This is a genomic window from Prosthecobacter sp. (genome assembly GCF_044378005.1).
In the GTDB taxonomy this organism is placed as follows: Bacteria; Verrucomicrobiota; Verrucomicrobiia; order Verrucomicrobiales; family Verrucomicrobiaceae; genus Prosthecobacter.
This window is the reverse complement of the sequence record NZ_JBILYB010000008.1, coordinates 60,485-83,267: the sequence shown is the minus strand read 5'-3', so window position 1 is coordinate 83,267 and position 22,783 is coordinate 60,485. Positions and strand designations below refer to the sequence as shown.

At 61.1% G+C, this 22,783-nt stretch carries 23 protein-coding genes; 11 read left to right on the top strand and 12 right to left on the bottom strand.

From position 1 onward, the window contains the following. Window positions 1-757: RCC1 domain-containing protein (locus AC6FTP_RS03415; protein WP_497205497.1), on the bottom strand; the 757-nt coding region annotated here is incomplete at its 3' end. 441 nt (window positions 758-1,198) lie between these two features. Then, window positions 1,199-1,729: a hypothetical protein gene (locus tag AC6FTP_RS03410; RefSeq protein WP_497205496.1), complete on the bottom strand. Its 531-nt coding sequence runs from the start codon at window positions 1,727-1,729 to the stop codon at window positions 1,199-1,201. Window positions 1,730-1,937: 208 nt separating this feature from the next. Here AC6FTP_RS03410 and AC6FTP_RS03405 point away from each other — a divergent pair, with 208 nt between their 5' ends. The 3 genes from AC6FTP_RS03405 (at window position 1,938) to AC6FTP_RS03395 (ending at window position 3,689) form a co-directional block, all read left to right on the top strand. After that, window positions 1,938-2,537, top strand: coding sequence for a hypothetical protein (locus AC6FTP_RS03405; RefSeq protein ID WP_497205495.1), 600 nt, complete (start codon window positions 1,938-1,940; stop codon window positions 2,535-2,537). 333 nt (window positions 2,538-2,870) lie between these two features. Beyond that, a complete protein-coding gene (locus AC6FTP_RS03400) occupies window positions 2,871-3,047 on the top strand; it encodes a hypothetical protein (RefSeq protein ID WP_497205494.1) in 177 nt (58 codons plus the stop codon). 27 nt (window positions 3,048-3,074) lie between these two features. Beyond that, window positions 3,075-3,689, top strand: coding sequence for a hypothetical protein (locus tag AC6FTP_RS03395; protein ID WP_497205493.1), 615 nt, complete (start codon window positions 3,075-3,077; stop codon window positions 3,687-3,689). 43 nt (window positions 3,690-3,732) lie between these two features. Here AC6FTP_RS03395 and AC6FTP_RS03390 read toward each other — a convergent pair whose 3' ends face one another. Next, entirely contained in the window at window positions 3,733-3,963 is a 231-nt protein-coding gene (locus AC6FTP_RS03390; RefSeq protein WP_497205492.1) for a hypothetical protein, read from the bottom strand. Between the two features lie 139 nt (window positions 3,964-4,102). Next, complete coding sequence (locus AC6FTP_RS03385) at window positions 4,103-4,543, bottom strand: 3-hydroxyacyl-ACP dehydratase FabZ family protein (RefSeq protein WP_497205491.1); 441 nt, start codon at window positions 4,541-4,543, stop codon at window positions 4,103-4,105. A 95-nt stretch (window positions 4,544-4,638) separates the two neighbouring features. Between AC6FTP_RS03385 and AC6FTP_RS03380 the strand changes: the two genes are divergently transcribed. Further along, window positions 4,639-5,433, top strand: a complete 795-nt coding sequence (locus tag AC6FTP_RS03380) for a lysophospholipid acyltransferase family protein (protein WP_497205490.1) — start codon at window positions 4,639-4,641, stop codon at window positions 5,431-5,433. Between the two features lie 43 nt (window positions 5,434-5,476). On the opposite strand, the gene AC6FTP_RS03375 is transcribed toward AC6FTP_RS03380, so the two are convergent. Continuing rightward, entirely contained in the window at window positions 5,477-5,848 is a 372-nt protein-coding gene (locus tag AC6FTP_RS03375) for a TSUP family transporter (RefSeq protein ID WP_497205489.1), read from the bottom strand. An 83-nt stretch (window positions 5,849-5,931) separates the two neighbouring features. On the opposite strand from AC6FTP_RS03375, the gene AC6FTP_RS03370 reads away from it, so the two are divergent. Further along, window positions 5,932-7,092, top strand: a complete 1,161-nt coding sequence (locus AC6FTP_RS03370; protein WP_497205488.1) for a glycosyltransferase — start codon at window positions 5,932-5,934, stop codon at window positions 7,090-7,092. A 3-nt stretch (window positions 7,093-7,095) separates the two neighbouring features. Here the strand turns inward: AC6FTP_RS03370 and hflX are convergent, their stop codons facing one another. Further along, window positions 7,096-8,433, bottom strand: coding sequence for a GTPase HflX (hflX, locus tag AC6FTP_RS03365; protein WP_497205487.1), 1,338 nt, complete (start codon window positions 8,431-8,433; stop codon window positions 7,096-7,098). Window positions 8,434-8,484: 51 nt separating this feature from the next. After that, window positions 8,485-8,877 carry an outer membrane protein assembly factor BamE domain-containing protein gene (bamE, locus tag AC6FTP_RS03360; RefSeq protein WP_497205486.1) on the bottom strand — a complete coding sequence of 131 codons (393 nt, stop codon included), beginning with the start codon at window positions 8,875-8,877 and terminating at the stop codon, window positions 8,485-8,487. Between the two features lie 149 nt (window positions 8,878-9,026). On the opposite strand from bamE, the gene AC6FTP_RS03355 reads away from it, so the two are divergent. The 6 genes from AC6FTP_RS03355 to AC6FTP_RS03330 all read left to right on the top strand — a co-directional run bounded on the left by AC6FTP_RS03355 (window position 9,027) and on the right by AC6FTP_RS03330 (window position 18,775). Next, complete coding sequence (locus AC6FTP_RS03355) at window positions 9,027-9,956, top strand: SGNH/GDSL hydrolase family protein (RefSeq protein WP_497205485.1); 930 nt, start codon at window positions 9,027-9,029, stop codon at window positions 9,954-9,956. A 56-nt stretch (window positions 9,957-10,012) separates the two neighbouring features. Then, window positions 10,013-12,508: a protein kinase domain-containing protein gene (locus AC6FTP_RS03350; RefSeq protein ID WP_497205484.1), complete on the top strand. Its 2,496-nt coding sequence runs from the start codon at window positions 10,013-10,015 to the stop codon at window positions 12,506-12,508. A 49-nt stretch (window positions 12,509-12,557) separates the two neighbouring features. Further along, window positions 12,558-16,130 (top strand): DNA polymerase III subunit alpha, encoded by a 3,573-nt coding sequence (dnaE, locus tag AC6FTP_RS03345; RefSeq protein ID WP_497205483.1) that lies wholly within the window; start codon window positions 12,558-12,560, stop codon window positions 16,128-16,130. Window positions 16,131-16,245: 115 nt separating this feature from the next. Next, window positions 16,246-17,652 (top strand): serine/threonine-protein kinase, encoded by a 1,407-nt coding sequence (locus AC6FTP_RS03340; protein WP_497205482.1) that lies wholly within the window; start codon window positions 16,246-16,248, stop codon window positions 17,650-17,652. Further along, window positions 17,649-17,834, top strand: coding sequence for a CPXCG motif-containing cysteine-rich protein (locus AC6FTP_RS03335; RefSeq protein WP_497205481.1), 186 nt, complete (start codon window positions 17,649-17,651; stop codon window positions 17,832-17,834). Before AC6FTP_RS03340 ends, AC6FTP_RS03335 begins: the two co-directional genes overlap by 4 nt. A 68-nt stretch (window positions 17,835-17,902) precedes the next feature. Continuing rightward, on the top strand, window positions 17,903-18,775 hold the full coding sequence (locus AC6FTP_RS03330; RefSeq protein WP_497205480.1) for a hypothetical protein: 873 nt from the start codon (window positions 17,903-17,905) through the stop codon (window positions 18,773-18,775). Window positions 18,776-18,777: 2 nt separating this feature from the next. On the opposite strand, the gene AC6FTP_RS03325 is transcribed toward AC6FTP_RS03330, so the two are convergent. The 5 genes from AC6FTP_RS03325 to AC6FTP_RS03305 form a co-directional block, all read right to left on the bottom strand. After that, window positions 18,778-19,164 (bottom strand): hypothetical protein, encoded by a 387-nt coding sequence (locus AC6FTP_RS03325; protein WP_497205479.1) that lies wholly within the window; start codon window positions 19,162-19,164, stop codon window positions 18,778-18,780. A 110-nt stretch (window positions 19,165-19,274) separates the two neighbouring features. Further along, on the bottom strand, window positions 19,275-20,261 hold the full coding sequence (locus AC6FTP_RS03320) for an ABC transporter permease (protein ID WP_497205478.1): 987 nt from the start codon (window positions 20,259-20,261) through the stop codon (window positions 19,275-19,277). Further along, window positions 20,254-21,174, bottom strand: coding sequence for an ABC transporter permease (locus AC6FTP_RS03315; RefSeq protein WP_497205477.1), 921 nt, complete (start codon window positions 21,172-21,174; stop codon window positions 20,254-20,256). The genes AC6FTP_RS03320 and AC6FTP_RS03315 overlap by 8 nt, the downstream gene beginning before the upstream one ends. Window positions 21,175-21,184: 10 nt before the next feature. Beyond that, window positions 21,185-21,826, bottom strand: a complete 642-nt coding sequence (locus AC6FTP_RS03310; RefSeq protein ID WP_497205476.1) for a SprT family zinc-dependent metalloprotease — start codon at window positions 21,824-21,826, stop codon at window positions 21,185-21,187. Window positions 21,827-21,829: 3 nt separating this feature from the next. Continuing rightward, entirely contained in the window at window positions 21,830-22,765 is a 936-nt protein-coding gene (locus AC6FTP_RS03305; protein ID WP_497205475.1) for a serine O-acetyltransferase, read from the bottom strand. Between the last annotated feature and the right edge of the window lie 18 nt (window positions 22,766-22,783).

The window sequence follows — 22,783 nt, the reverse complement described above, 5'->3', positions numbered from 1 at the left end:
TATGGAGAGATCCTGCCGCGATGGCTGTCACGCCACTGAGGCCCGCTGGCACCGCTATTGGCACGGAACTACCTCCCCAAGTGACGACTGTGCCGTCGTTCTTCAGTGCAACGGTATGGAGAGTTCCTGCCGCGATGGCTGTCACACCGCTGAGGCCCGCTGGCACGGTCGTTTGGCCAGAAGAATTGTTTCCCCAAGCCACGACCGTGCCGTCGTACTTCAGCGCGACGGAATGTTGAAGACCCGCCGCGATGGCTTTGCCGTTACTGAGGCCAGCAGGCACCGTCGTTACGATGGAATCATATCGTCGTCCCCAAGCCACGACCGTGCCGTCGTGTTTTAGCGCGACGGAATGGTGAGCACCCGCCGCGATGGCTTGCACGTCACTTAGGCCAGCAGGCACCGTTGTTTGTTCGCCTTCATAAGATCCCCAAGCCACAACGGTGCCGTCGTTCTTCAGCGCGACGGTATGCCAAGCGCCCGCCGCGATGGCTTGCACGCCACTTAGGGCCTCTGGCACCGTCGTTTGGCCGGAACTATTGCCTCCCCAAGCCACGACGGTGCCATCAATTTTGAGCGCGACGTTATGTTGAGCACCTGAACTAATCTGTGTGAAAGGTTTGTCGAAATCACGGCTGTCGTATTTTTGCTGTCCCCAGATGACTAACTGAGTTTCAACCGTGGCCGCGACTGCCGGTGCAGGGCTGGTGAAAAATACGATGAAGCAGATCAGGGTAAACAAGAGGCGTGGGATCATGGGGCGGAGAGTAGGGAGTTGCGGAATTTTGTCACGACTGGAAATCAAAGGGCTGTGGCTTGATGGCGGCTCACGCCCTTGGGTTCGAGGAATTGGGCTGACCTCAATGAGGAGGGTTGAAAGTCGCGATAGCGTCCTGGACTGCGCTGGCCCTCCAGCGCTTCCGGATTTCCCCTGGCCTGCGGAAAAGCTCCAGAGGTCTGGAGCACTCCAGGACGCTGCCGCGCCTCAGTTCGTTTCGCATGGGGAGAGGCACCACGGCTTCATGACTTCCAGAAATGATGTCAGCAGTAAAGCGTAGAATGCAGGATTCATGGCATTTGGTTGGGCCTCACGTATTAGGCGCGAAGGCGAGGGGGCAGCGTTGATGGCACGACCAATGCGATTCGAGCCGTTGTCTGCACCATTTAATGTTCGCCTTCAGTGTTAGTATGGATTGCGTCATGCAGCGCTCCCTGTAGTCGGTGGACATTTGCATGGAGTAAGGCGCTGCCGATCTTTATATGTCGCTCCACACTCATATTCGGTATATTCAACTTCAGCGTCCACCTCGCGTTCACCAGCATAACCCGATATTGTTCTCGAATCCCTCCGTGATAGGGGGGCCCGGCAGCTCGGACACAATAAATCAGTGTCATCAAGTAAAGTCATCAAATCGGAGAGTCTTGTCCGAATCGCTGAAATCTCCAGTTCACGTGAGGCAATCTCCGCCTGCTTCGTTGAGGAATCAGCCTTCATTCGTTCCAATTCCTTGTTTATGATGGCGACACGACTGTCTAAGGATTGAAGCAACTGGTCAGGGGAACTCGATTCAAGATCCTTGATCTTGGCAGTGGCTCCATCCAGACGTTCTTTCAGTAGCTGAATCACACTATCCTTCTGCGAGACAAGGAGGCGATAGAGAACGAATGGAGCAAGAACTGTTGACGTAATGCTCACAAGTTGCGTGTTGAAAATGGTATCTAGTTCCATGGTCTGTTTCTTGAGTGAACGGTTCAGATGGCTAACAGGCCCGTGAGGTTTGTTCGTTCACGGGTGTCGGTTTACTTTTCTAGGCCATACCCAGGCAATAAAAATGGGTTTTGTCCAGCATGGGGGCGCTGGGAGTCTGTGGCGAGCCTTCCAAACGCCGCGTGGAATTGTAATCGCGGGGCTTTTCCGAGGTGGCTTTATCCGCGCCATGCCAACCGCACTCACCTGGGATATGACTTTGAACGGAGCCCCGCTTCTTTGGGACTCCGCCGGGTCGCTCGCGTGGGATGGGGTGGCTCCTAACATCAAACCTAACAAACCTATGGCCTCAGACAACCGTATCTCGCTGGAGATCACTCCGGCTCAGAAGACCGCCATCGTCAATGCTGTCACGGCGTTGAAAACCGCCCTCGACGGCATCACTATCAACCTCACCAAGGACGAGCGCCAGACGCTGCCGAAGATCGGCGACAAGACGATCGCCTTTGATGAGAAGTGCGCCGCCTACATGGCCGCCCGTCCCGAGCTGGTCCCCAGCTTCCTCGATGTGGCGGAGCTGACCAAGGACCGCGCCCTCATCGCCGACTTGCTCCCCTGCCTGCGCGAGATCGCCCCGATCTGCGAAGGCCTGGAAGACACCATCACGCTGGCCTACTCCGACGTGTATGTGGCCGACCTCGCCTTTCACCAGAACGTGAAGCAGGCCGCCAAGCGCGGCGTGCCCGGCACGGACACGATTTACGACGACCTCAAGACTCGTTTCCCCGGTCGCCCGAAAGCCGAGCCACCCACGCCCCCGACGCCCTAAAACCGCCGGAAACTCTGAATAGCCATAAAATTGGGCGCTTTTCAGAGTTAAAAGTATCCCGCTGGGACCTAATTAGTCCCGGCGGGCCTCCAATTAGGAGTTCCGAGAGACTAAAAGGTCCCTCCGAGGGAGAAAAAGCTGCCGCACAGGAATTAATTACTTCCGGCCAGGACTTAACAAGTCACTGCCACCCCCCTGAAAGCCCCGGCGAGGGACTCATTGCTCCCTCCCAGGAATTAAGATGTCCCAGCCAGAGAGAAAAAGCTCCCTCCGAGGGAGAAACAAGTCCTGGCGACCGAGCAATTGGAAGCTCGGAACTCCTAATTGGTCCCTTTGAAGGAGAAACATCCCGCCTCCAGCGAGCAAGCGCCCGTCCTGAACCCGCAAGCCGAGGCGATGAACGAGAAACATCTGCCGACGAACTGCCAAGTCGTGCCTCTGAACCTGAAAGCCGAGATCCATCCTGAGCCAAGCCAGGTGTCCGACACCTTTTCCAAACCCGCAGGCTAGAAAGCCTACGCCACCACCCAAGCCACCATGCCCTACGATCCCACCCTTCCACTGCCCAACTCGCCGCTCGAATCGCAGGTGATCCGCGATCAGTTCCAGGCGCTGTTTAATCTGATCAACAACATCGCCACCATCACCGCCGCGCAGGTGGATGGCGTGACCACGCTGAATCCTGGTGATCCGGCGAATGTGTCTGTGAGCGTGAGCGGCGGCACCCTGCACCTGAGCTTCAGCATCCCGCGTGGGAATGACGGGGCGCAAGGTGCCTCGGGAAGCAATGGCAACGACGGTGCCCAAGGCCCCCAGGGACCGCCCTTTGCCAATGCCATCGTGGATGCGGTGAACACTCTGAATCCCGGTGAGCCTGCGACGGTGGGTTTGATCTTTGATGGCACGAACGTGCGCTTCACCTTCGGCATCCCGCGCGGTGCAGATGGTGCCACGGGGGCGACGGGTCAGAATGGTGAGGTGACGCAGGTGGACTTGAACAATGCCCAGCTCAATACGCTGAGCCAGACGAGCAACAACACGAACACCGTGGGCACTCTGAACAACCCTTTCACTAATGACCCGCCGACACTGGCGGACATGGAGATGATGCGGCAGGCCTACAATGATCTGGTGTTGGCGCTGAGGCGGTAACCGGGCCATTCCTGGCCCGAGCAGGCAGGCGAAGGTGGAATGATCATACGTGCTTGTGGTCCAAGTGATCCAGATTCGCGGATTCTCCCTCAAGGTCTGCGGCAAGGACGCCCGTAGCGCGTTTCAAATCGGGATGGAGCGGTGCTTGCAGGTGCTGCCGCAGATTGCGCGCCTCAAGCGCAAAGAACTCGGCGACGGTCGTCCCCTGCTGCTGGGTCCAGTCGCTCATGAACTGATAATCTTCGTCGGGGAGTGGGACGGTGATGGTGGACATGGGCCAGGGTTAGTCTGGCTTTGGGTGCTGGCAAGCTCGTGGAGATACCACACAGGAGCCAGTGGGGGATCAAGAATCAGGCTTCGTCCTGGAGTCGCTCGGCGTCCTCACTGGTGATAGGCTTTGTGCCCTGGCCTCCTCACTCCTCTCCACTCAGCACGATGCTGCCACTGGCGAGCTTGGTGCCATCGGAGGTGAGGATCTCGCCGCTGATCTGGACGAGGCCGGGCATGACGGCATCGCGCTTGGCGTGGAGGGTCAAAGTCTGGCCGGGGGGGATGCTGCCTAGGATCTTGAACTGGCGCACGGCGGTGAGGCGGACGTTGCGCAGCGGATTCTCGCCTCGATCACTCTGCGCGAGCACGCCGCCGAGTTGGGCGAGTGACTCGATCATGATGACGCCGGGCAGCAGCGGATGGCCGGGGAAGTGACCCTCCAGGAAGGCTTCGTCACCTTTCAGCGTCCAGCGGGCGGTGGCGGAGATGCCGGGCAGCAGCTCCACCAGCTCATCCACGAAGCGGAATGATGGACCGTGCGGAAGGGAGGAAAGGGCTTGGAAAAGATCAGCGGGCTGCGGCATACTGACCGCGTCTTAGCGATGAAGTCTGTGTCTGACAAACGGCAATCCCACTACCCTCGGAATCCTGCGTGACTTCCCCGAGCGCATCATCGCACTTGCAGCGTGCCACCTGGACGGATCGTCTGCGCTTCATCACCGCTGGCTTGGTTTTGCTGGCCTACTGGTCGGTCTGCTCGCTCGTGCTGCTGCCTCTGGTGAATGTCGTGCTCCTGCTGAGGTGCCAGCCGCGTCGTCGTGAGCTCGGGCAGGCTGTTTTGAAACAAATGTTCAGGGGCGTGGCGGGCATCCTGCGCTGGTTCGGAGTGACCGAGGTGAGCTACCACGGCTTTGATCGCGTGAAGGCACATCTCGGCCCCGTGATCCTCGCGCCGAATCACCCAGCGCTTTGGGATGCGGTCTTCGTGCTGGCGGAGGTGGACCAGGCGGCCTGTGTGCTGAAGGCCTCGCTCATGCGCAATCCGCTCCTCACCTTTGGCGCGCGGGCGGCGGGCTTTGTGCCGAATGAGCCGACACATCCGATGCTGCGCCGCTGCATCGAGCTGCTGCGCAGTGGCGAGCGCATCCTCTTTTTCCCGGAAGGCACGCGCACCCGGCCCGAGCATGGTCGGATGAATCCGCTCTTTGGCGGCTTGGCGATCATCGCGCGGAACTCGGGCGCTCCCATCCTGCCGATCATCGTGCAGACGAGCAGCCGCTATTTGAGCAAAGGCTGGCCCATCTGGCGTCTGCCCACGGAGCCCATCCGCATCCAGCTCAGAGTCGGTGAACTAGTGACTTGTGGCCCCAAGGACGATGCGCAGCTTTTCCTCGATCGGCTCCGCCAGAGCTATCTGGATGCCGGATGTGGGGTGAGCGAAGTAGATCGAACTTCCAAGTTCGATCTCAGGTAAAGGGCCGCCAGAACACGAACTCGGAAGTTCGTTTGACGCCGGCTCAGGCTTTGCCAAGCCAGAGCATCCGCGTGCCGAAGATGACGAGCACGGCGCCGAAGATGCGAGTCAGCGTCGTGTTGCCCATCGACTTCATCCAGTCGGCACCGAAGTAGGCGAAGATCGAGGCCGAAACCGCCGTGATGGCCGCCACCTTCCAGTCCACGAAGCCATTCTTCGCGTTCTGCGTCGTCGCCATGAGAGCTGTCGGGATGATGATGGCCAGACTCGTAGCAACGGCCGTCTTTTGCGGCAGCGCCAGCAGGGTGACAAAGGCGGGCACCATTACTACCCCTCCGCCGACACCGCAGAGAGCCGCCACGACTCCCGCGATGATGCCGATGCCGAGACAGGTGAGGAGGGTGGTGGTGGTCATGGGGCGGCATTAGCAGGCATTCGTCATTCGTCATTCGGATTTCGTCATTGCCTCATCCACTGTCCCGTGTTCTCCACTGAGGCATGACCATCGTCTGGATCAACAAGCGCAACTGGAAGCACCCGGGGCCGATCGTGAACATGAGCGTCCACAACGCGCACTCGTTCGCGAGCATCGGCCTGGAGTCGCACCTCTGCCTGGGGGCTGGCGATGCGCCCTCAGATACCGACTCCGACCTGCGCGATTTTTACGCCCTGGAGCCGCTGCCGAACTTCACCGTGCATCGCGTGCCGAGAAAGAGCGGCCTCTTCGGCGGCAGCGCCAGCGGTTCGGTTTACAGCGCCGGTGCCAGGCTCATCCGCGAACTGGCAAAGAAGGACGACGTGGCCGTCTTCACCCGTGAATGTGGTTTCCTCGCGAAGCTCTCCTGGCTCTGCCGGAGTCCGCGCATCCGTGGCTTTTACGAACTGCACGACCTCTGGGCGGACCTCTCCTGGCGCGAGACCAAGCCGCGCGCGAAAGAGCTGCGTGAAAAGTGGCTGGAGCGGCTCTTCCTGCCGCGCATCTCCGGGCTCTTGTGCATCACGCGCGAGATGGAAAAGCGCTACCAGCAGATCTTTCCACGTCAGGCCACCATCGCCCAGCCGCTCGGCACGAAGGTCCTGCCCGCCACCGATCCCGAGGCCAAACGTCGTGCCCGGACCGTGGTCTATGTCGGCCACATGCACGGGCCGAAGGGGGCTGCCTTTTTGCAACAAGCCGCCATCGCTCTGGCCGCCCAGGGCGTGCGCACTGAGTTCTGGGGCGGTTATGAAAAAGACGCCAAACGCATCCGCGATGCCGCGGCGAAACATGGCCTGAGCGACTGGATCGAAGCCGTGCCCTTCCAGCCACCCAGCGCGCTTCACGCCGCCCTGGCCGAGCGGGCAAGCCTGGGCGTCGTGATGCTGGCGGATACTTATTACAACCGCTACCTCACCTGCCCTGTGAAGGCGCTCGACTACCTCACGCACGGCATCCCCGCGCTCGGGACGGACATCCCCTCCGTGCGCGAGGTGCTCGACGATGCCGGCACCTACCTGCCCGAGGGCGATCACGACACCTTCGTCCGCGAAGCCCTGCGCCTCCTCGACGATCCCCAGGCCTATGCCGAAGCTGTGGCAAAAACCCGCGCCCGCAGCGCCCAGATCACCTGGCAGGAGCGTGCGAAGGCGCTGGCTGAATTTGCGAAGGCGAGGTTTTGAGCCTCACTTCTTTTTCTTTTTCGGCACCACCACGAAGGGCGTGAACCTCGCTTCGAAGCGTTTCGGCACCACGCATTGAATGTCGGCGACGCCGCGCTGGTAGTCTTCGCTGAGCACTTTGCCCTGCTCGTGCAGGAAAGCGACGAGGTCCATGCGGTCGAGTGGGATGCAGAGATCGAGGCGCGAAACGCGGTCGATCAGCATGTCGTGGATGCGATGGAAGAGCTCGTCGATGCCCTGGCCGGTGCGGATGGAGATTGGCACGGCGTCGGGAAACTGGCGCTTCAGCTCGGTGAGCCGCGTGTCGTCGATGAGGTCGATCTTGTTCAGTGCCAGCAGCACGCGCTTTTCACCCGCACCGAGTTCGGCGAGCACCTGGGTGGTGGTTTGATAAAACTCAAGCGCCTGGGAGGAGCTGGCGTCGATGACATGGATGAGGAAATCGGCGAGCACGGCCTCCTCCAGCGTGGCGCGGAAGCTCTGCACGAGGTCATGCGGCAGGTTACGGATGAAGCCGACGGTGTCGGTGAGCAGCATGGCCTGACCGTCCGGCAGATCGAGACGCCGCGTGGTCGTGTCCAGCGTGGCGAAGAGCTTGTCTTCGACGAGTGCATCGGAACCCGCGAGCCTGTTCAGCAGGCTGGATTTCCCAGCATTCGTGTAGCCGACGATGGCGGCCTGAGGCACGGGGACGCGCGTGCGCTCCTTGCGCATGGTGTCGCGCTGTTTTTTCACCTCTTCGAGTTCGGCCTTCAGCTTGTCGAGGCGCTTGTCAGCCATACGACGGTCCACTTCGAGCTGCGTTTCACCTTCACCACGCGCGGCCCCGCCGCTGCCACCGGCACCACTGCCACCACCACCAGCTCCACCGCCTGAGCCACCGCCCTGACGGTCAAGGTGAGCCCACATGCGGGTGAGACGCGGCAGGGAATATTCCATGCGGGCCAGCTCCACCTGGAGACGCGCCTCGCGGGTCTTGGCGCGCATGTTGAAGATGTCGAGAATGACCTCGTGCCGATCGATGACGCAGAGCTTTGACTCACCTTCCCAGGCGCGCTGTTGGCCGGGGGAGATCTCGTTGTCAAAGATGATGCAGTCGGCCTGCAACTCGTGAGCCTTCGCCATCAGCTCGGCGGCCTTGCCTTTGCCGATGAAATGCCGCGCGGTATGCTCGCGAGCGAAGATGAGGTCCGCGCTGATGACCTCAATGCCGAGTGTCTCGACGAGTTCTTTGAGTTCGATGAGCAACTCATTCGCTTCGTCGGACTTGCGACGGTCAAAGTAGGCCCCGATGAGGAAGGCGCGCTGAACTAACTGGGGCTTTTCGCGAATGTCGAACATCGCCCACCATTACCGTGGGCGATGTCCTTGCCAAGCTATCAAAGGGAAAGCTCAGTTCGTGCCGAACGCACGGCGCCAGGGTTCCTGGAAGGCGTTGCCGTAGTCTTCGGTGCCTTGTTTGATCAGGCGGCCGTCAGCACCGAAGAGGACGAAGTGCTCCTCCACATGGGCAAAGGTGCCGTAGTAGGGCACGTGGCGTTTCCAGTTCTGGTTCGCATAGCGCCAGACTTCACCCTCAGCGGTCTTTTTCGTGGAAGAGGGCTCACCCCACTTCGCCTGCACCTCGGCCTTCGTCATTCCAGGAGTGAGGGTGGTATCGGCTTCGCCAGAGGCGGCTGGCGCAGGCGCTGCGGCAGCCGTCGAGGCGGGGGTGGATTCGGAACTGGCGCACTGGCTGAGCAGCACTGCCGTGGCGGCGAGGGAGAGGAGGCGGAGGGTTTTCATGGGAAAGAGCCGCGATGCTGCCAAAGCGGCCATTTTGATGCAAGCCAACTTCTGCAAACCCCAAGCAAAGCTGGCCCGATGGCAACGGCGGCGCAGACTTCTGCGTCTTGAAGTGAATGGTTCGAGCGTATCCTATGTCTCACACCGCCATGAAACTCTCCCAGCTTGCAGTCTTTCTCGTGCTCAGCGCCACGCTGCGTGCCGAGCAGTGCCTCGTGATCGGCGACAGCCTCTCCAAGGAATACGAGGTCGAATTCCCCATCCTCTTCCGCAACAATCGGGAAGCCTGGGACTCGCGGAACTGGATCGAGATCCTGGATCAGCATCGCGGAACTTGGTTCGATACCGGCAAGTGGAGCGGTTTCGCCGATCCGCGCATCCTCGGTCATGAGCACAACTGGGCCTTCCCCGGCTCAAGCACCGCGCAGATCAAAAGCCAGCTCAACAACCGCTGGAACTTCTGGTGGACGCGTGACCTGCAAAGCCAGATCCGAGGCTCTGCCGAGCGTGTGGTCATCTTTGCCGGCGGCAATGACATCGACCGCTACTACCCCTCCATTTACAACGGCAAGGCCGCCGCCCCCTACATCAACCCCATCCGCGATAACCTGAAGTGGATCGTCGATTACGTCCGCAAGGTGAAGGGCACCATCCCCATCGCTCTCGTCTCCGTGCCGCATGTGGGCTGCACGCCGGACATCCAGAGCGCGCATCCGACAGATGCGGTGAAAACGCAGCGCGTCACCGCAGCACTGGACTCGCTCAATGCCCAGCTCGCCCTTTTTGCAAAACAGCGCGGCATCGCCTTTGTGCCCGGTGTCTATGAAATGACGAAGTCCATGATCACCCAGCCGCTGACCATCGGCGGCTACTCTTTTATCAATGCCGCAGATGCTGATGCCCGGCCCGAATACGTCTTTGCCGGTGATGGTTTCCACCCGAACACCAGCGCTCAGGCCAAAATCGCTCAACTGATCCTCGAAGCCTTCGCCGCGAAGTATCCGCGCACGGTCATGACACCTCTCGGCGATGAGGAAATCCTCACGCAGGTGCTCGGATTTCAGATCGCCACACCTTGAGTCCAGCGGCTTGACACTGGCACGGCGGTTCGCTGAGATGGGCGGACCTCCTGACCATGCCGTCCACGACCAACTCCCATGCGCTCCCTGAAACGGTGCGGCTGGGCATGTTCATGGCCACGGCTCAGGGTCTCAATGAAATGCCCGAGGAGCTGAAAAGCGGTGCGCGCTATGAAACCGGACGCGAGATCGGCCATGGCGGCATGGGCGTGGTGATGAGTGCCCAGCAGCCAGCCATCCGGCGCCAGGTGGCCATGAAGGTCATGCTCGGCAGCGATGATGAAAACAGCCGGCTGCGTTTCATCGAGGAGGCACAGATCACCGGCCAGCTCCAGCATCCGAACATCGTGCCCGTACACGACCTCGCTCTCGATGAGCAGGGCCGACCCTTTTACACGATGAAGCTCGTGCAAGGCATCACACTCCAGCGCGTGATTGACGGCCTCACCAACCGTGAGCCTGCCATCGTCGCTGCGTACCCTCTCGCCACGTTGCTGACCATTTACCAAAAGGTCTGCGATGCCATCGCCTTCGCCCACAGCCGTGGCGTCATTCATCGCGATCTGAAGCCCGCGAATCTCATGATCGGCGACTACGGTGAAGTGCTCGTCATGGATTGGGGGCTCGCCCGTGTGCTCGGAGCGAAGGAGCGGGACGCACCCACTGCTGTAACCAGCGCCCGCCGCGATCTTTCCTACTGCTACGGCACGATCGAGGGCGTGCTGCTCGGCACCCCGCAGTACATGTCTCCCGAGCAATCTCGCGGCGAAACAGCGACGCTGGATGCGCGCAGCGACATCTTTGCCCTCGGTGCCATCCTGCACCAGATGCTCACCCTCCAACCCGCTTTTGACGGCCCGGACACCGAGACCATCCTGGATCACATCCGCAGTGGCAAGACCGTGCCGCCCCATGTAGTCGCGCAGGTCAAAACACTCCCGCATTGCCCGAACGGACTGGTGCCGCAGTCCCTCTCCGCCGTGGTCATGAAGACGCTGCAGGTGAAACGCGAGCGCCGCTACCCGAACGTCGAGGCGCTGCAAAAAGACATCGCCGCGTACCAAGGCGGCTTCGCGACGAGCGCGGAAGAGGCGGGGTGGTGGCGGCAGCTCACGCTCCTTGTGCGCCGACATCGCGCCGTCTCCATCGCCGTCGCGGCGAGCGTTCTGCTTCTCATCATCGTCTCCGCCACCTTCACGACCAAGGTCCTCGGCGAACGAAACCGCGCCGAGCAGGCCCTGGAGGACCTCCGCCGCACGGCCCCACGCCTCCTCGCTCTCGCCGAGAGTGAGTCGCTCGCCCAGCACTTCGACAGCGCCTTAGAAAAAACTGACGCCGCACTAGCTCTCGATCCCGGTTTGAAATCCGGCTACTGGCGGCGCGCGTGGTCACTCGCCGCCATGGATCGTTTTGCAGAGGCCTCCAAGGCGCTCCGCCTCGCTGCCGTACAAGATCCAGCGAATCAATCCCTCGCCAGCATCCAATCCACCCTCCAAGCGCTGGCGAAACAGGGTTCGGGGCCTTTCCCAGCAGAGCACATCACCCCGTTGATGGAGTTCCTCGAAAGCGTCGGCGCGCGCGGGGAGGCCCTCAGTCTCACCCGGCATCTCCAACTCGACGGCGCGGCACGTTTTGCCCTCGTGGAAAAGCGCCTCAAAGAACTCGGCGTCGGCACCGAGGGCGCGGGCATCTCCGCCGGAGTCATCACGCTGAACACCAACCGCTCACCCATCACCTCACTGGATCACCTGCGCGGCCTGCCGCTCGACATTCTCTACATGGACGGCCACCGCGAGTGGAGTGCGGAACCGCTTCAGGGTATGAAACTCGTCACCCTGCGCGCAAAGAGCAGCGGCGTCCGGGATCTCACCCCACTGCGCGGGATGGCCCTCACCTGGCTCGATGTCGAAGGCACTGACACCAGCGACCTCAGCCCGCTCTCCGCGATGCCGCTGAGGTTCATCGACCTCACAAAAACCCGCGTCGTGGATCTCACCCCGCTGCGTGGATTACCCCTCCAGGATCTGCACGTCGATGGCACCCCGCTCGCCAGTCTCGACGGCCTCGACCAGATGCCCCTGAAGCGGCTCGACATCACCGCCACCCGCATCACCAACCTGCGAAGCCTCGCCAAAAGCCGCCAGCTTCAGGAACTCTACGCCAATAACACCGCCATCGCCGACCTCACCGGCCTGGAGGGCCTGCCTCTGCGCTCCCTCCACCTCATGTCCAGCCAGGTCAAAGACCTGTCCCCCCTCCGCGCCATGCCACTGGAGACTCTGAACCTCGCCCGAACGCCCGTCACCGATCTGGCACCGCTCGCCGGAGTACCGCTGCGACAGCTCAATCTCCTCCTTTGCCGCCAGCTCAAGGACTTCCGCCCCCTGCTGCAAGTCACCACCCTCGAACGTCTCGCCACCAGCGCCACCGCCGCGCTGCTCGCCCCTTTGCGCCAGCATCCACGCCTCAGCCATATCGACTATAATGACCACGGCTACCGCCCCGTGGCAGAGGTCTGGGCAGAGCTCGATGCCAAAGCAAAGCGGAAGTAGTTTCCACGCCTTGCCCCGGCTCCATCGCCGTCTAGTCTGACCCCCGCTCATGGCAGACAACTTCGTCCATCTTCACGTCCACTCCGATTACTCCCTCCTCGATGGAGCGTGCAAAATCGATGACCTCGTGAAGCGGGCGCAGAAGCTGAAAATGCCCGCCGTGGCCGTCACCGATCATGGCAATCTATACGGCGCCATCGACTTCTACATGTCGGCTCTCAAGACGAAGCCGAAGCTGAAAAAGGGTGAGGAGGCCACCGCCGAGCAGCTTGAGAAAATCGTGAAACCCATTCTCGGCTGCGAGGTCTATCTGGCCCCCGGCCCCATGCGGGAAATGAAGGAGATCACGGGGCGCAAACGCTCCTCCCACCTCACGCTGCTGGCTGAAAACAACGAGGGTTACGAAAACCTCTCCAAGATCGTCACGGAGGCGCATCTTTTCGGAAACTGGTATGAGCCGCGCATGGACAAGGATCTCCTGCGCCAGCACAGCAAGGGCCTCATTTGCCTCAGCGGTAACATCAATGGCGAGATCAATCAGCTCCTGCTCACGGACCGCCCCGACGAGGCGGAGCGGAGTCTGCGGGAGTTCGTGGACATCTTCGGGACGGATCATTTCTATCTCGAGCTGCAAAACCACGGCATGGAGCAGCAGCGCACCGTGACGAAGCAGCTCCTCGAATGGGGCAAAAGCTACGGGCTGAAGACCGTCGCCACCAACGACGTGCATTTCATGAACCGCGAGGATCATGAGAGCCACGACCTGCTCATCTGCATCGGCACCGGCGCCAGCGTGCATGACCAAAACCGCGTCACCTACTCCCCCGAGGTTTATTTCAAAACGGCGGAAGAGATGCGCGCCCTCTTCGCCGAACTCCCCGAGGCCTGCGATGCCACACTCGAGATCGCCGAGAAGTGCAATCTGAACATCCGCCTCGATGCCACGAGCATCGACCGCTACCCGCTCTACAACCCCGAGGATGGCAGCGACCGCGCCGGCTACCTGCGCCATCTTTGCGAAGAAGGACTCATCAAGCGCTATGGCCGTGATCGCGCGCTCAATGACGAAGAGCTGCGCAAACGCATGGACTATGAGCTGTCGTTGCTGAATGAAAAGAACTTCACCAGCTACTTCCTCATCGTCTGGGATTTTATTAATTGGGCCAAAGAGCACGGCATCCCTGTCGGACCAGGTCGTGGTTCGGCGGCAGGTTCGCTCGTCGCCTACGTGCTGGAGATCACGGACATCGACCCGCTGCGCTTCGAGCTGGTGTTTGAGCGATTCCTCAATCCCGAGCGTGTCAGCCCTCCCGATATCGACATCGACTTCTGCCAGACTCGTCGTCCCGAGGTCATCGAGTATGTTCGGCAGAAATACGGCGAGCTCAGCGTGAGCCACATCATCACCTTCGGCACCATGGGCGCGAAGAGCGTCATTCGTGACGTAGGCCGTGTGCTCGGCTGGGGATACAACGACGCGGATCGTCTTTCGAAGATGATCCCCGACGAGCTGAACATCGACCTCAAAGGCGCGCTCGAAAAGAACCCCGACCTCAAAAAGCTTGTCGAGGAAGACAGCGGCACGCAGGAACTCTGGCGGCATGCCACCTTCCTCGAAGGAAGCACGCGCGGCACCGGCATTCACGCAGCGGGCATCGTCATTGGTGACAAGCCGCTCTCCACCTTCATCGCCCTCACACGAGGCAAGGAGGAGGAAATCGTCACCCAGTTCGCCATGAAGCCGCTCACCGAGCTGGGCATGTTGAAGATGGACTTCCTCGGCTTGAAGACGCTCACTGTCATTCACGAGGCCGAGCAGTGGATTCAAAAGCGCGTTCATGGCTTCCGATCCTCCGAAGCACCGCTCGATGATCTGAAAACCTTCGAGATGATCCAGCGCGGTGAGACAGTCGCCGTCTTCCAGATGGAATCTGGTGGCATGGTCAATACCTGCAAGCAGCTCGGCCCGGACAAGATCGAAGAAATCATCGCTATTCTCGCCCTGTATCGACCAGGGCCCATGCAGTTCATCCCCGACTTCATCGCGCGTAAAAAAGGCCTGGAGAAGGTCGAGTATCCGCACCCGTTGCTGGAAAGGATCGCCAAGGAAACCTACGGCATCTTGGTTTACCAGGAGCAGGTGCAGCAGGCCGCAAACTTGCTCGCCGGCTTCAGCCTCGGTCAGGCAGATTTGCTCCGCCGAGCGATGGGTAAAAAGGACATGCAGGAGATGGCGAAGCAGCGCCTCGTCTTCGTCGCCGGCTGTGAAGCCACCAATGGCATCGGCAACAAACAGGCGAACGAAATCTTCGACTTGCTGGAGAAGTTCGCGCAATACGGCTTCAACAAATCCCACTCCGCCGCCTACGGGATCGTCACCTACCGCACGGCCTATTTGAAGGCGAATTTCCCGGTCGAGTTCATGACCGGCGTGCTCAGTCTCGAAGTCAGCAACACCGAGAAAATCGCCAACTTCGTCAGCGAGTGTCAGCGCATGGGTATCACCATTCTGCCGCCGAACGTGAACAAGAGTTTGCTCGTCTTTGCCCCCGAACGCACGAAGGACGCCGAAACTCCACCCGGCGTTCCCAACGCCATCCGCTACGGCCTCGCCGCCATCAAAAACGTCGGTGAGGCAGCCATGGCCGCCGCCATCGAGGAACGCAAAAACGGCGACTTCAAAAGCCTCGAAGACTTCTGCTCACGCATCGACACCAAGTCCGTGAACAAGAAGACCTTGGAGTCTCTTGTGAAGGCCGGTGCCTTCGACTTCACGAAGGAAGACCGCGCTGCCATGTTCGCGCGCATTGACCAAGCGCTCTCCAGCGCCGCGTCGATGCAGAAAGACCTCAAGTCAGGACAAGGCGGCCTCTTCGATGCCTTCGAGATGGCCCCGAAGCGGAGTAGCACGAAAGCCCAGGCCGTCGCCGTCACACCCTGGACCGCCACCGAGATCCTGGACTTCGAAAAAGAGCTGCTCGGCTTCTACGTCAGCGGCCATCCGCTCGATGACTTCCGCGGCCACTTCGACTCCACGAAGATCACCAAGATCATCGCCATCAACGAAGTCGATACAGCGCAGAAACCGCAGACCATCTTCCTCGTCGGCATCGTGAACACGATGTCGGTGAAGTACTCGAAGAAAGACAACCGCCCCTTCGCCACCTTCACGTTTGAAGACTTCACAGGCCAGATCGAGATGATGGCCTGGAGCGAGGAGTACGAGAAATTCAAAGACCTGCTCCAGCCCGGCCAAGTGCTCGGCCTGCGCTGCCGCTGCATGAAGGATCAGCGCGCCGAAGGCAACCGCGTCACCATGAGCGATGCCAAGGAGCTCAAGGCGAAAAAAGCCCGCGATCCAAATGCCGCCACCAACGTTGCCGAAAAGCCCATCACCCCACCCGCGCCACCGAAGCCCCTGCTCCTCCGCCTCGACAGCAAGCGCCACAGCCAGATCGACCTCGACCGCATCCACGAAGTCCTCCTCAACAACCCTGGCGACCTCCCCGTCATCTTCGAGTTCGCCTACAACGGCGGCAGCAAAGTGAGGCTCGAAGTCGGCGAAGAGTTCCGCATCAGCCAGACCAAGGATCTTATCCAGCAGCTCATGATCTGGATGTAGCCGGGTGGGACACACGAGGGCAAGCGCCCACGAGGAGAGATTACCTGATGAAACGATAACTTGCGCCCCCACCTGTCGCTGAGTCATTCTGCGCCTCCTCCTGACTTCACCCCACATGAAACGTCTTTTCTCCTTCGGTAAACGAGCCGCCACACCGCCTCCGCGCGTGCCATCGGTCTCGGAAGGGGTGGGAGGATGGATGCCGGTGAAGCCCTACCCGACGCCTCAGGAACTGACCCAGATTATGCCCGGCGGCATGTATCAGTTTGATCTCATGATCGGCCAGGGCGGCATGGGGGCGGTGTATCGCGGACGGCAGTTGAACCTCGGCCGCGCTGTGGCGATCAAGATCCTGCATCGTGATCACGGCACCGACTATGCCTATGCCGAGCGTTTCCGCCGCGAGGCACAGGCTCTCGCGCAGATGAACCACCCGAACATCGTGAGCGTGTTCGACTTTGGTCTCGTGGGCGAGTATTTGCACTACGTGATGGAGTATGTGGAAGGGGTGGATCTCCATCAGCAGCTCTCCGTCGGTGTGATCTCGCCCGCCAGAGCCATCGAGATCCTCGCGAAGGTCTGCGATGGCCTTACCTTCGCGCATTCGAAAGGCATCGTTCACCGCGACATCAAACCGGCGAACATCCTGATCGCCAATGATGGGCGCATCAAGGTGGCGGACTTCGGACTGGCGAAACGTTTCGACCAGAAGGGCACCATGCTCACGCAGACGAACATGGCGATGGGCACGCCTGACTATGCCGCGCCTGAGCAATACGACTCGAAGGCCGTGCTCGACCACCGTGCCGACATCTATGCCCTTGGTGTGGTGCTCTACCAGTCCATCACAGGTCAGCTCCCGCGTGGAGCCTGGCATCCGCCGTCCTCCATCATCGCGTGTGACCCTCGTCTCGACGCCGTGATCACGCGTGCCTTGAAGCCGGATCGTTCACAACGTCAGTCATCGGCGGCGGAGTTCAAAGCAGAGCTGCTGGCCACTCAGACCTCAGCGCCACAGGCAATCGCCGAGCCACCCAGCGTGGTCATGCCAGCCGCACCTGCCACTTCCTACACGAAACCCTCCAGCGGCCCTGCTTCAGCGCCAAAACCCTTCGCCGGGCGCGTGCTCGTGCTCGAAGACGATGTGCTGCTGCGGAATCTCATGACCCGCACGCTGAGACGAGAAGGCTACGAGACCACCGAGACCTCGGATGGCAGCGATACGGTGAAGGTTTACAGCGAGGCCATGATCGCGAAGTCTGCCTTTGACCTCGTGCTCATCGACCTCACGATCCCGCTCGGCATGGGCGGTGCGCGTGCGATGCAGCTCCTATTGCAAATGGACCCACAGGTGGACGCCATCGTCTCCAGCGGCAACCGGGCCGACCCTGCCATGCTCCAGCCCAGCGCCCATGGTTTCGCCGATGTGCTGCCCAAGCCCTACGACAGCGAGGATCTGGTGCGCACGGTAAACCAGGTCATGGAGCGCCGTCGAAAACGTCTCAGCGAAGTCAGAGCATGACCGCCACGACGCCCGTCACCTGCCCTGCTTGCTTCCAGGAATTCGAGGTGCCTGCACCACACTTCACCGAGGTGCCGTGTGATGTGGATTACGACTGCGAGATCTGTTGCCGCCCCATGCGCATCGCCTTTGACGAGGAGGATGGGGAGGTCATCGGCACTGCCTACGGCCTCGGAGACTGAACACGGCTGAACTTTAGTGTTCCCATTTGCCTGATTTCAGGTTTCAATCGTTCTCCCCCCACCCACCCATGCGCTACATCATCGCTCTCTTCGTCCTCCTCGGCACAGTCTGTGCCCACGCGCAGTATGACATCTCCCTGAAGCTGCCGCGTGCAAACTTCATGGCGCTCGAAGCCATCACCGCCACGGTCACCATCACCAACCGCACTGGGACCACCGCGGTGCTCGGCGGGCCTGGACGAGCCGACTGGCTCTCTTTTGAAATGACCACCAGCGAGGGCACGGCGGTCGCGCAGATGGATGTGGACGGTGCCGAGATCGTGCAGGTGCCTGCCGGCGGCACGGTGGAGCAGAAGATCGTCGTCACCAAAGCCTACGCCCCCTCGGAAATGGGCAATTATGCCCTCAAGGCCCGCGTCTTCCATCCCCAGTCCGGTGACTACTTCGAGAGCAACCGCGCCCGCTTCAGCATCATCGAAATCAAGCCCATGTGGGAGCGCAGCTTCGGCGTTCCTGAGGGCATGAAGGACGCAGGCAAAACCCGGCGCTATGCCCTCTACACCTTTCGCGACTACGAGACGACCTCTCTGTACTTCCGCCTGATTGACGACAAAACCGGCGACCGGCTCAACACCTACCGGCTCGGCCCGCTCAGCATGATCCATGATCCGCAGATCACGCTCGACATGAAGAACCAACTGCAAGTCGTCTTCATGGCCCAGCCCCATGTCTTTGCCCATGCCATCGTCGGTCCGGACGGACAGCTCATCAAGCTTTCCTACTACAACGATGAAAAGGCGGGCCGCCCCATCATGCAGCAGACCTCGAAGGGAGAGATCAAGATCGCGGGTGGAACCTACTTTGATCCGAGCAAGCCCGACGAGATGGCGGGCAAAAGGGTCGGTGGGAAGAACATCTCCGAGCGTCCGCCGGGTCTGTGAATTCAGTTCAGGCCGAATGAGCAGCAGCAGGGCAGAGGCTTGCGCATGAAAATGCGGCTGCACTTCGGCTTCGGTGGCTGGGCCAGGGCTGAGTCAAAAAGCAGCACAACGCGAAAGCCCTGCACGCCATCGTCACGCCGCACATGCTGGCACTGCACCACAAAGCCGCGCAGCATGACCCAGGGCTCCTTGCCAGCCGGGGCAGCCAAAGCAGACGGAAGCTCCGCCGTGCTCAGGCGCATTTGCAGCTCCGCGCCGATCTGAAAACGATGGCGCGACCAGAAGGTCAGACTGGTGTCCGTGACCTCGCACATCTCCACAATGGCCTGCCCGCCTCCGCCACGTTTCGGTGTGGAGGTGTCCTGCGGGTGTTGGCCGTGATTTGCCATAAGACAGGAAAGATGAAGCAGTCGGGGGACTGGGCTGAGAAGAAGGCACTCGGCCACTTCCCGTCAAGCGGCGTGAGTGTGACATGTCACGCGGCACTCTCATCCCTGCATCAGTCGCCGCTCTTCGGGTCAAAGGCATCTCGCAGGCCATCGCCGAGGAAATTGAGTGCCAGCAGGCTTAGCGACATCAGCACGGCGGGGAAGGCCAGCAGCCACCACTTGCTCTCGATGGGGTTGATCACCTGCGCGCCGTCTTTCAGCAGGGAGCCCCAGCTCGCGGCGGGGTCTTCGATGCCAAGACCGAGGAAGCTGAGGAAGGATTCGTCGAGAATGACGGCGGGGATCGTCAGCGTGAGGTAGGTCAGGATGATCGTGCTGAGATTCGGCAGCAGATGCTTCTTTAAAATCTGCCAGGGGCTCTGTCCCATCGCGCGTGCAGCCGTGACGAAGGTCAGCTCACGCAGCACCAGCACCTGTCCACGGATGATGCGCGCCATCGTCAGCCACTCCACCAGACCGAGGCTGAGGATCATGACCACGATCTTGGAGTAGGGCATCAGGTAGCGTGCGGCGGTCTCGATGCTGCTCCAGCCGGACTGCTGCGAGCTGAGGCGGATGCCATCGAGCCAGTCTTTAAACATGCCATCAAACGCGGCGATGAAGATCATGATGAAGAGGATGCGCGGCACGGCGTAGATGAGATCCACCACGCGCATCATCAGCGCATCGAGTCGCCCGCCGACAAAGCCGCTGATCATCCCATAAAGCGTGCCGATGATGAGGGAGATGCCCGCACCGACGATGCCGACACCGAGCGAAACCTGCGCGCCGGTGAGCAGTCGATAAAAGAGGTCCTGGCCGTTTTTGTCGGTGCCGCAAAGGTGCGTCACGGGCGCGTCCGCACCGGTGGAGAGGGGCGGGAGAAAGGCCCCATTGCTCGTCGTCTTCAGCGCAGCGGGCAGGAAGAAGGGCACGGTGAAAGCCAGCAGCACCATCGCCACCAGGAAGACCAGCGAGATCATCGCGGGCCGGTTCCGACGCACGATGTCCCAGCCATCCGGGCGGGTCAGAGCGGATGTTTTCGGCGCGTCAGGCATGGAGGCGGATGCGCTTGTCGAGGACACTGTAGAGCAGGTCCACGATGAGGTTAAAGACGATGAGCAGCGTGCAATAGACGATCACCGCACCGCAGAGCGGGAAGACATCACGGTTCTGAATGGAGTTCACGAAGATGCTGCCCGCGCCGGAGATGTTAAAGACCGTCTCCACGACCATGGAGCCCGTGAGCAGATGTGCGGCCAGCGGCCCGAGATAGGTCACCACAGGCAGGATGGCCACCTTCAGCGCATGGCGGGAGAGCGCCTGAGTTTCCGTCAGCCCCTTCGCCTTTGCCGTGCGGAGGAAGTCGCTCTTCAGCACATCGAGCAGGCTGTTTCTCATCAAACGCGCCACGTAGGCGATGTAAGGCGCGGAGAGGCAGATCGCCGGCAGCACCAGATGAGAAACATTTCCCCAACCGCCGACAGGCAACCAGCGCAGCCAGAGCGCGAAGATGGCGATCAAAAACGGCCCGGTGATGAAGCTCGGGATCGATATGGCGACCAGCGCGCCAAACATCGCCGCCCAGTCGATGGGCGTGTCACGCCGCATGGCAGCGATGGAGCCCAGCAGCACGCCGAGCGTGCTGGCGATGATGAAGGCGATGCCACCCAGCTTCAGCGATGACGGCATCTTCTGCGCCAGGATCTCCGCCACGCTCCAGTCGCGATACTTCGTGGACACCCGCAGATCGAGCCGCGCCAGATCGCCGAGGTAGGAGGTGTACTGCTGCCAGAGCGTGCCGTTGAGCTTGTACTTCTCCTGCAGCGCCGCCTCGACCTTTGCGGAGCCGCCTTTTTCACGGTCAAACGGCCCGCCGGGGAGCAGTCGCGTCAGGAGAAAGGTGAGCGACACAGCAAAGAAGAGCACGAGGAAGCTGCTCAGCAGGCGGCGCAGGAGGAAGGCGGCCATGGGAGGGAGATCACTTCGCCTTTTCGATCAGCACGAAGCGATACTTCGCGTCGTATTTGCCGCCGTTGAGGTCGTCGCAGCATTTCCGACAGGCGCTGCCTCGGCGGAATTTGCGCACGCGCTGGGAGATGACGCCGCAGTGCGCGCAGGCATAGACGTAGTTCCGCTTCACCTGCCGGCGCGGCAGCGGCAGCGTGTGGCGCGCAGACTCGCCCGGGATGCCGAGATTGGCACAGGCGAGCTTCCACTCGCCGCCATGGGGCTCGATGCGCCGACGCCCGGCGCGGTGGTAGGCGACGAGGTGCGCCAGCTCATGACGCAGGGTGCGCTCGGTCTGGCCTTCAAACTCGCGCAGGCGGGGATTCAACTCGATGCGCCAGCTCGGATAGGAGGCGTAACCGGCGGTGCTGCGCAGGCGGGGATTCCAGAAGACCTGCACCACTTTGGCCATGCCGGTCAGGTCGAGCTGGATCAGCAGTTCACGGCAGGTCTGGGTGAGGGACTCGTCAGCGGTGAGTTCTTTGATCGTCTCGTCTGTGCGGGTTGGGCGTGGTTCGGAGCTGCGCTCAAAGAGGGTGCCATCCGCAGGCTTCCACGGCGGCTGGGAGCCGAAGTCGAAGAAGAGCTGGGAGATTTTCCGCGCGAAGTTCATGGCTCAGGCGTCGCCGAGGTTCGGGGACTTTTTGAGAGGCGTTTGTTTGCGGTCGCGGATGCGGTGCTCCTGATCGCCGAGGGCATAGACCATGTCTGGGGCCACGCTTTCCATGAGGAAGACGTTCGCGCCGATGATGCTGCGTGCGCCGATGACGGTGTCTCCGCCGACGATGGTGGCTCCGGCGTAGATGGTGACGCTGTCTTCAAGGGTGGGGTGGCGCTTTTTCCCCGCGAGCGCCTGACCGGCGGCGAGGGATTTGGCGACGAGGCCGACGCCTTGGTAAAGCTTCACATGCGCGCCGAGCTGGCAGGTCTCTCCGATGACGACACCGGTGCCGTGGTCGATGAAGAAATGGCTGCCGATCTCCGCGCCGGGATGGATGTCGATGCCGGTGCGGCCATGGGCCCACTCGGTCATCATGCGCGGCAGCAGAGGCACGCCGGCTTTGTACAAAAGGTGGGCGCTGCGCTGGATGGCGATGGCCTCCAGGCCGGGGTAGGCGAGGATGATCTCTTCAAAGCTGCGCGCGGCGGGATCGCCATCGAAGGCCGCCTGCACATCGGTTTGCAGGAGCTGTCGGACGCCGGGCAGACGCACCATGAAGTCGCACACGAGCTTCATGGCTTCTTCGCGGTGGTTGTCGCTCTTGCCATCGCTCAGACGCAGGCTGCGACGGACCTCGATATTCAGCCGTTCACGCATCCCGGCGACGCGCTCGTGGGTGAGGAGTTCGAGGTCCTGCGAGGACAGTGCATCTTCTGAAAAGAAGCCGGGAAAGAGCACCTGCAAAAGGTCCTCGCAAAGCACCGAGATGGCGCGTTTGGACGGCAGGTTACCGCTATCGACGTGATTGATCCCACCGACCTCGCAATACGAGGCCATGAGGCTTTGAACGATCTCTTCCTGTCGGCAATCCATGGGTTTGATGGCGGCCATTTAAAGCCGGGATCAAGG

Bases quoted from the DNA above. Each gene is read 5' to 3' on its own strand.
- AC6FTP_RS03325 (WP_497205479.1), bottom strand. From the start codon at position 19,164: ATGGCAAATCACGGCCAACACCCGCAGGACACCTCCACACCGAAACGT.
- AC6FTP_RS03340 (WP_497205482.1), top strand. From the start codon at position 16,246: ATGAAACGTCTTTTCTCCTTCGGTAAACGAGCCGCCACACCGCCTCCG.
- AC6FTP_RS03405 (WP_497205495.1), top strand. From the start codon at position 1,938: ATGCCAACCGCACTCACCTGGGATATGACTTTGAACGGAGCCCCGCTT.
- AC6FTP_RS03385 (WP_497205491.1), bottom strand. From the start codon at position 4,543: ATGCCGCAGCCCGCTGATCTTTTCCAAGCCCTTTCCTCCCTTCCGCAC.
- AC6FTP_RS03390 (WP_497205492.1), bottom strand. From the start codon at position 3,963: ATGTCCACCATCACCGTCCCACTCCCCGACGAAGATTATCAGTTCATG.
- AC6FTP_RS03370 (WP_497205488.1), top strand. From the start codon at position 5,932: ATGACCATCGTCTGGATCAACAAGCGCAACTGGAAGCACCCGGGGCCG.
- AC6FTP_RS03395 (WP_497205493.1), top strand. From the start codon at position 3,075: ATGCCCTACGATCCCACCCTTCCACTGCCCAACTCGCCGCTCGAATCG.
- AC6FTP_RS03350 (WP_497205484.1), top strand. From the start codon at position 10,013: ATGCCGTCCACGACCAACTCCCATGCGCTCCCTGAAACGGTGCGGCTG.
- hflX (WP_497205487.1), bottom strand. From the start codon at position 8,433: ATGTTCGACATTCGCGAAAAGCCCCAGTTAGTTCAGCGCGCCTTCCTC.
- AC6FTP_RS03410 (WP_497205496.1), bottom strand. From the start codon at position 1,729: ATGGAACTAGATACCATTTTCAACACGCAACTTGTGAGCATTACGTCA.
- AC6FTP_RS03310 (WP_497205476.1), bottom strand. From the start codon at position 21,826: ATGAACTTCGCGCGGAAAATCTCCCAGCTCTTCTTCGACTTCGGCTCC.
- AC6FTP_RS03305 (WP_497205475.1), bottom strand. From the start codon at position 22,765: ATGGCCGCCATCAAACCCATGGATTGCCGACAGGAAGAGATCGTTCAA.
- dnaE (WP_497205483.1), top strand. From the start codon at position 12,558: ATGGCAGACAACTTCGTCCATCTTCACGTCCACTCCGATTACTCCCTC.
- AC6FTP_RS03315 (WP_497205477.1), bottom strand. From the start codon at position 21,174: ATGGCCGCCTTCCTCCTGCGCCGCCTGCTGAGCAGCTTCCTCGTGCTC.
- bamE (WP_497205486.1), bottom strand. From the start codon at position 8,877: ATGAAAACCCTCCGCCTCCTCTCCCTCGCCGCCACGGCAGTGCTGCTC.
- AC6FTP_RS03375 (WP_497205489.1), bottom strand. From the start codon at position 5,848: ATGACCACCACCACCCTCCTCACCTGTCTCGGCATCGGCATCATCGCG.
- AC6FTP_RS03330 (WP_497205480.1), top strand. From the start codon at position 17,903: ATGCGCTACATCATCGCTCTCTTCGTCCTCCTCGGCACAGTCTGTGCC.
- AC6FTP_RS03335 (WP_497205481.1), top strand. From the start codon at position 17,649: ATGACCGCCACGACGCCCGTCACCTGCCCTGCTTGCTTCCAGGAATTC.
- AC6FTP_RS03320 (WP_497205478.1), bottom strand. From the start codon at position 20,261: ATGCCTGACGCGCCGAAAACATCCGCTCTGACCCGCCCGGATGGCTGG.
- AC6FTP_RS03355 (WP_497205485.1), top strand. From the start codon at position 9,027: ATGAAACTCTCCCAGCTTGCAGTCTTTCTCGTGCTCAGCGCCACGCTG.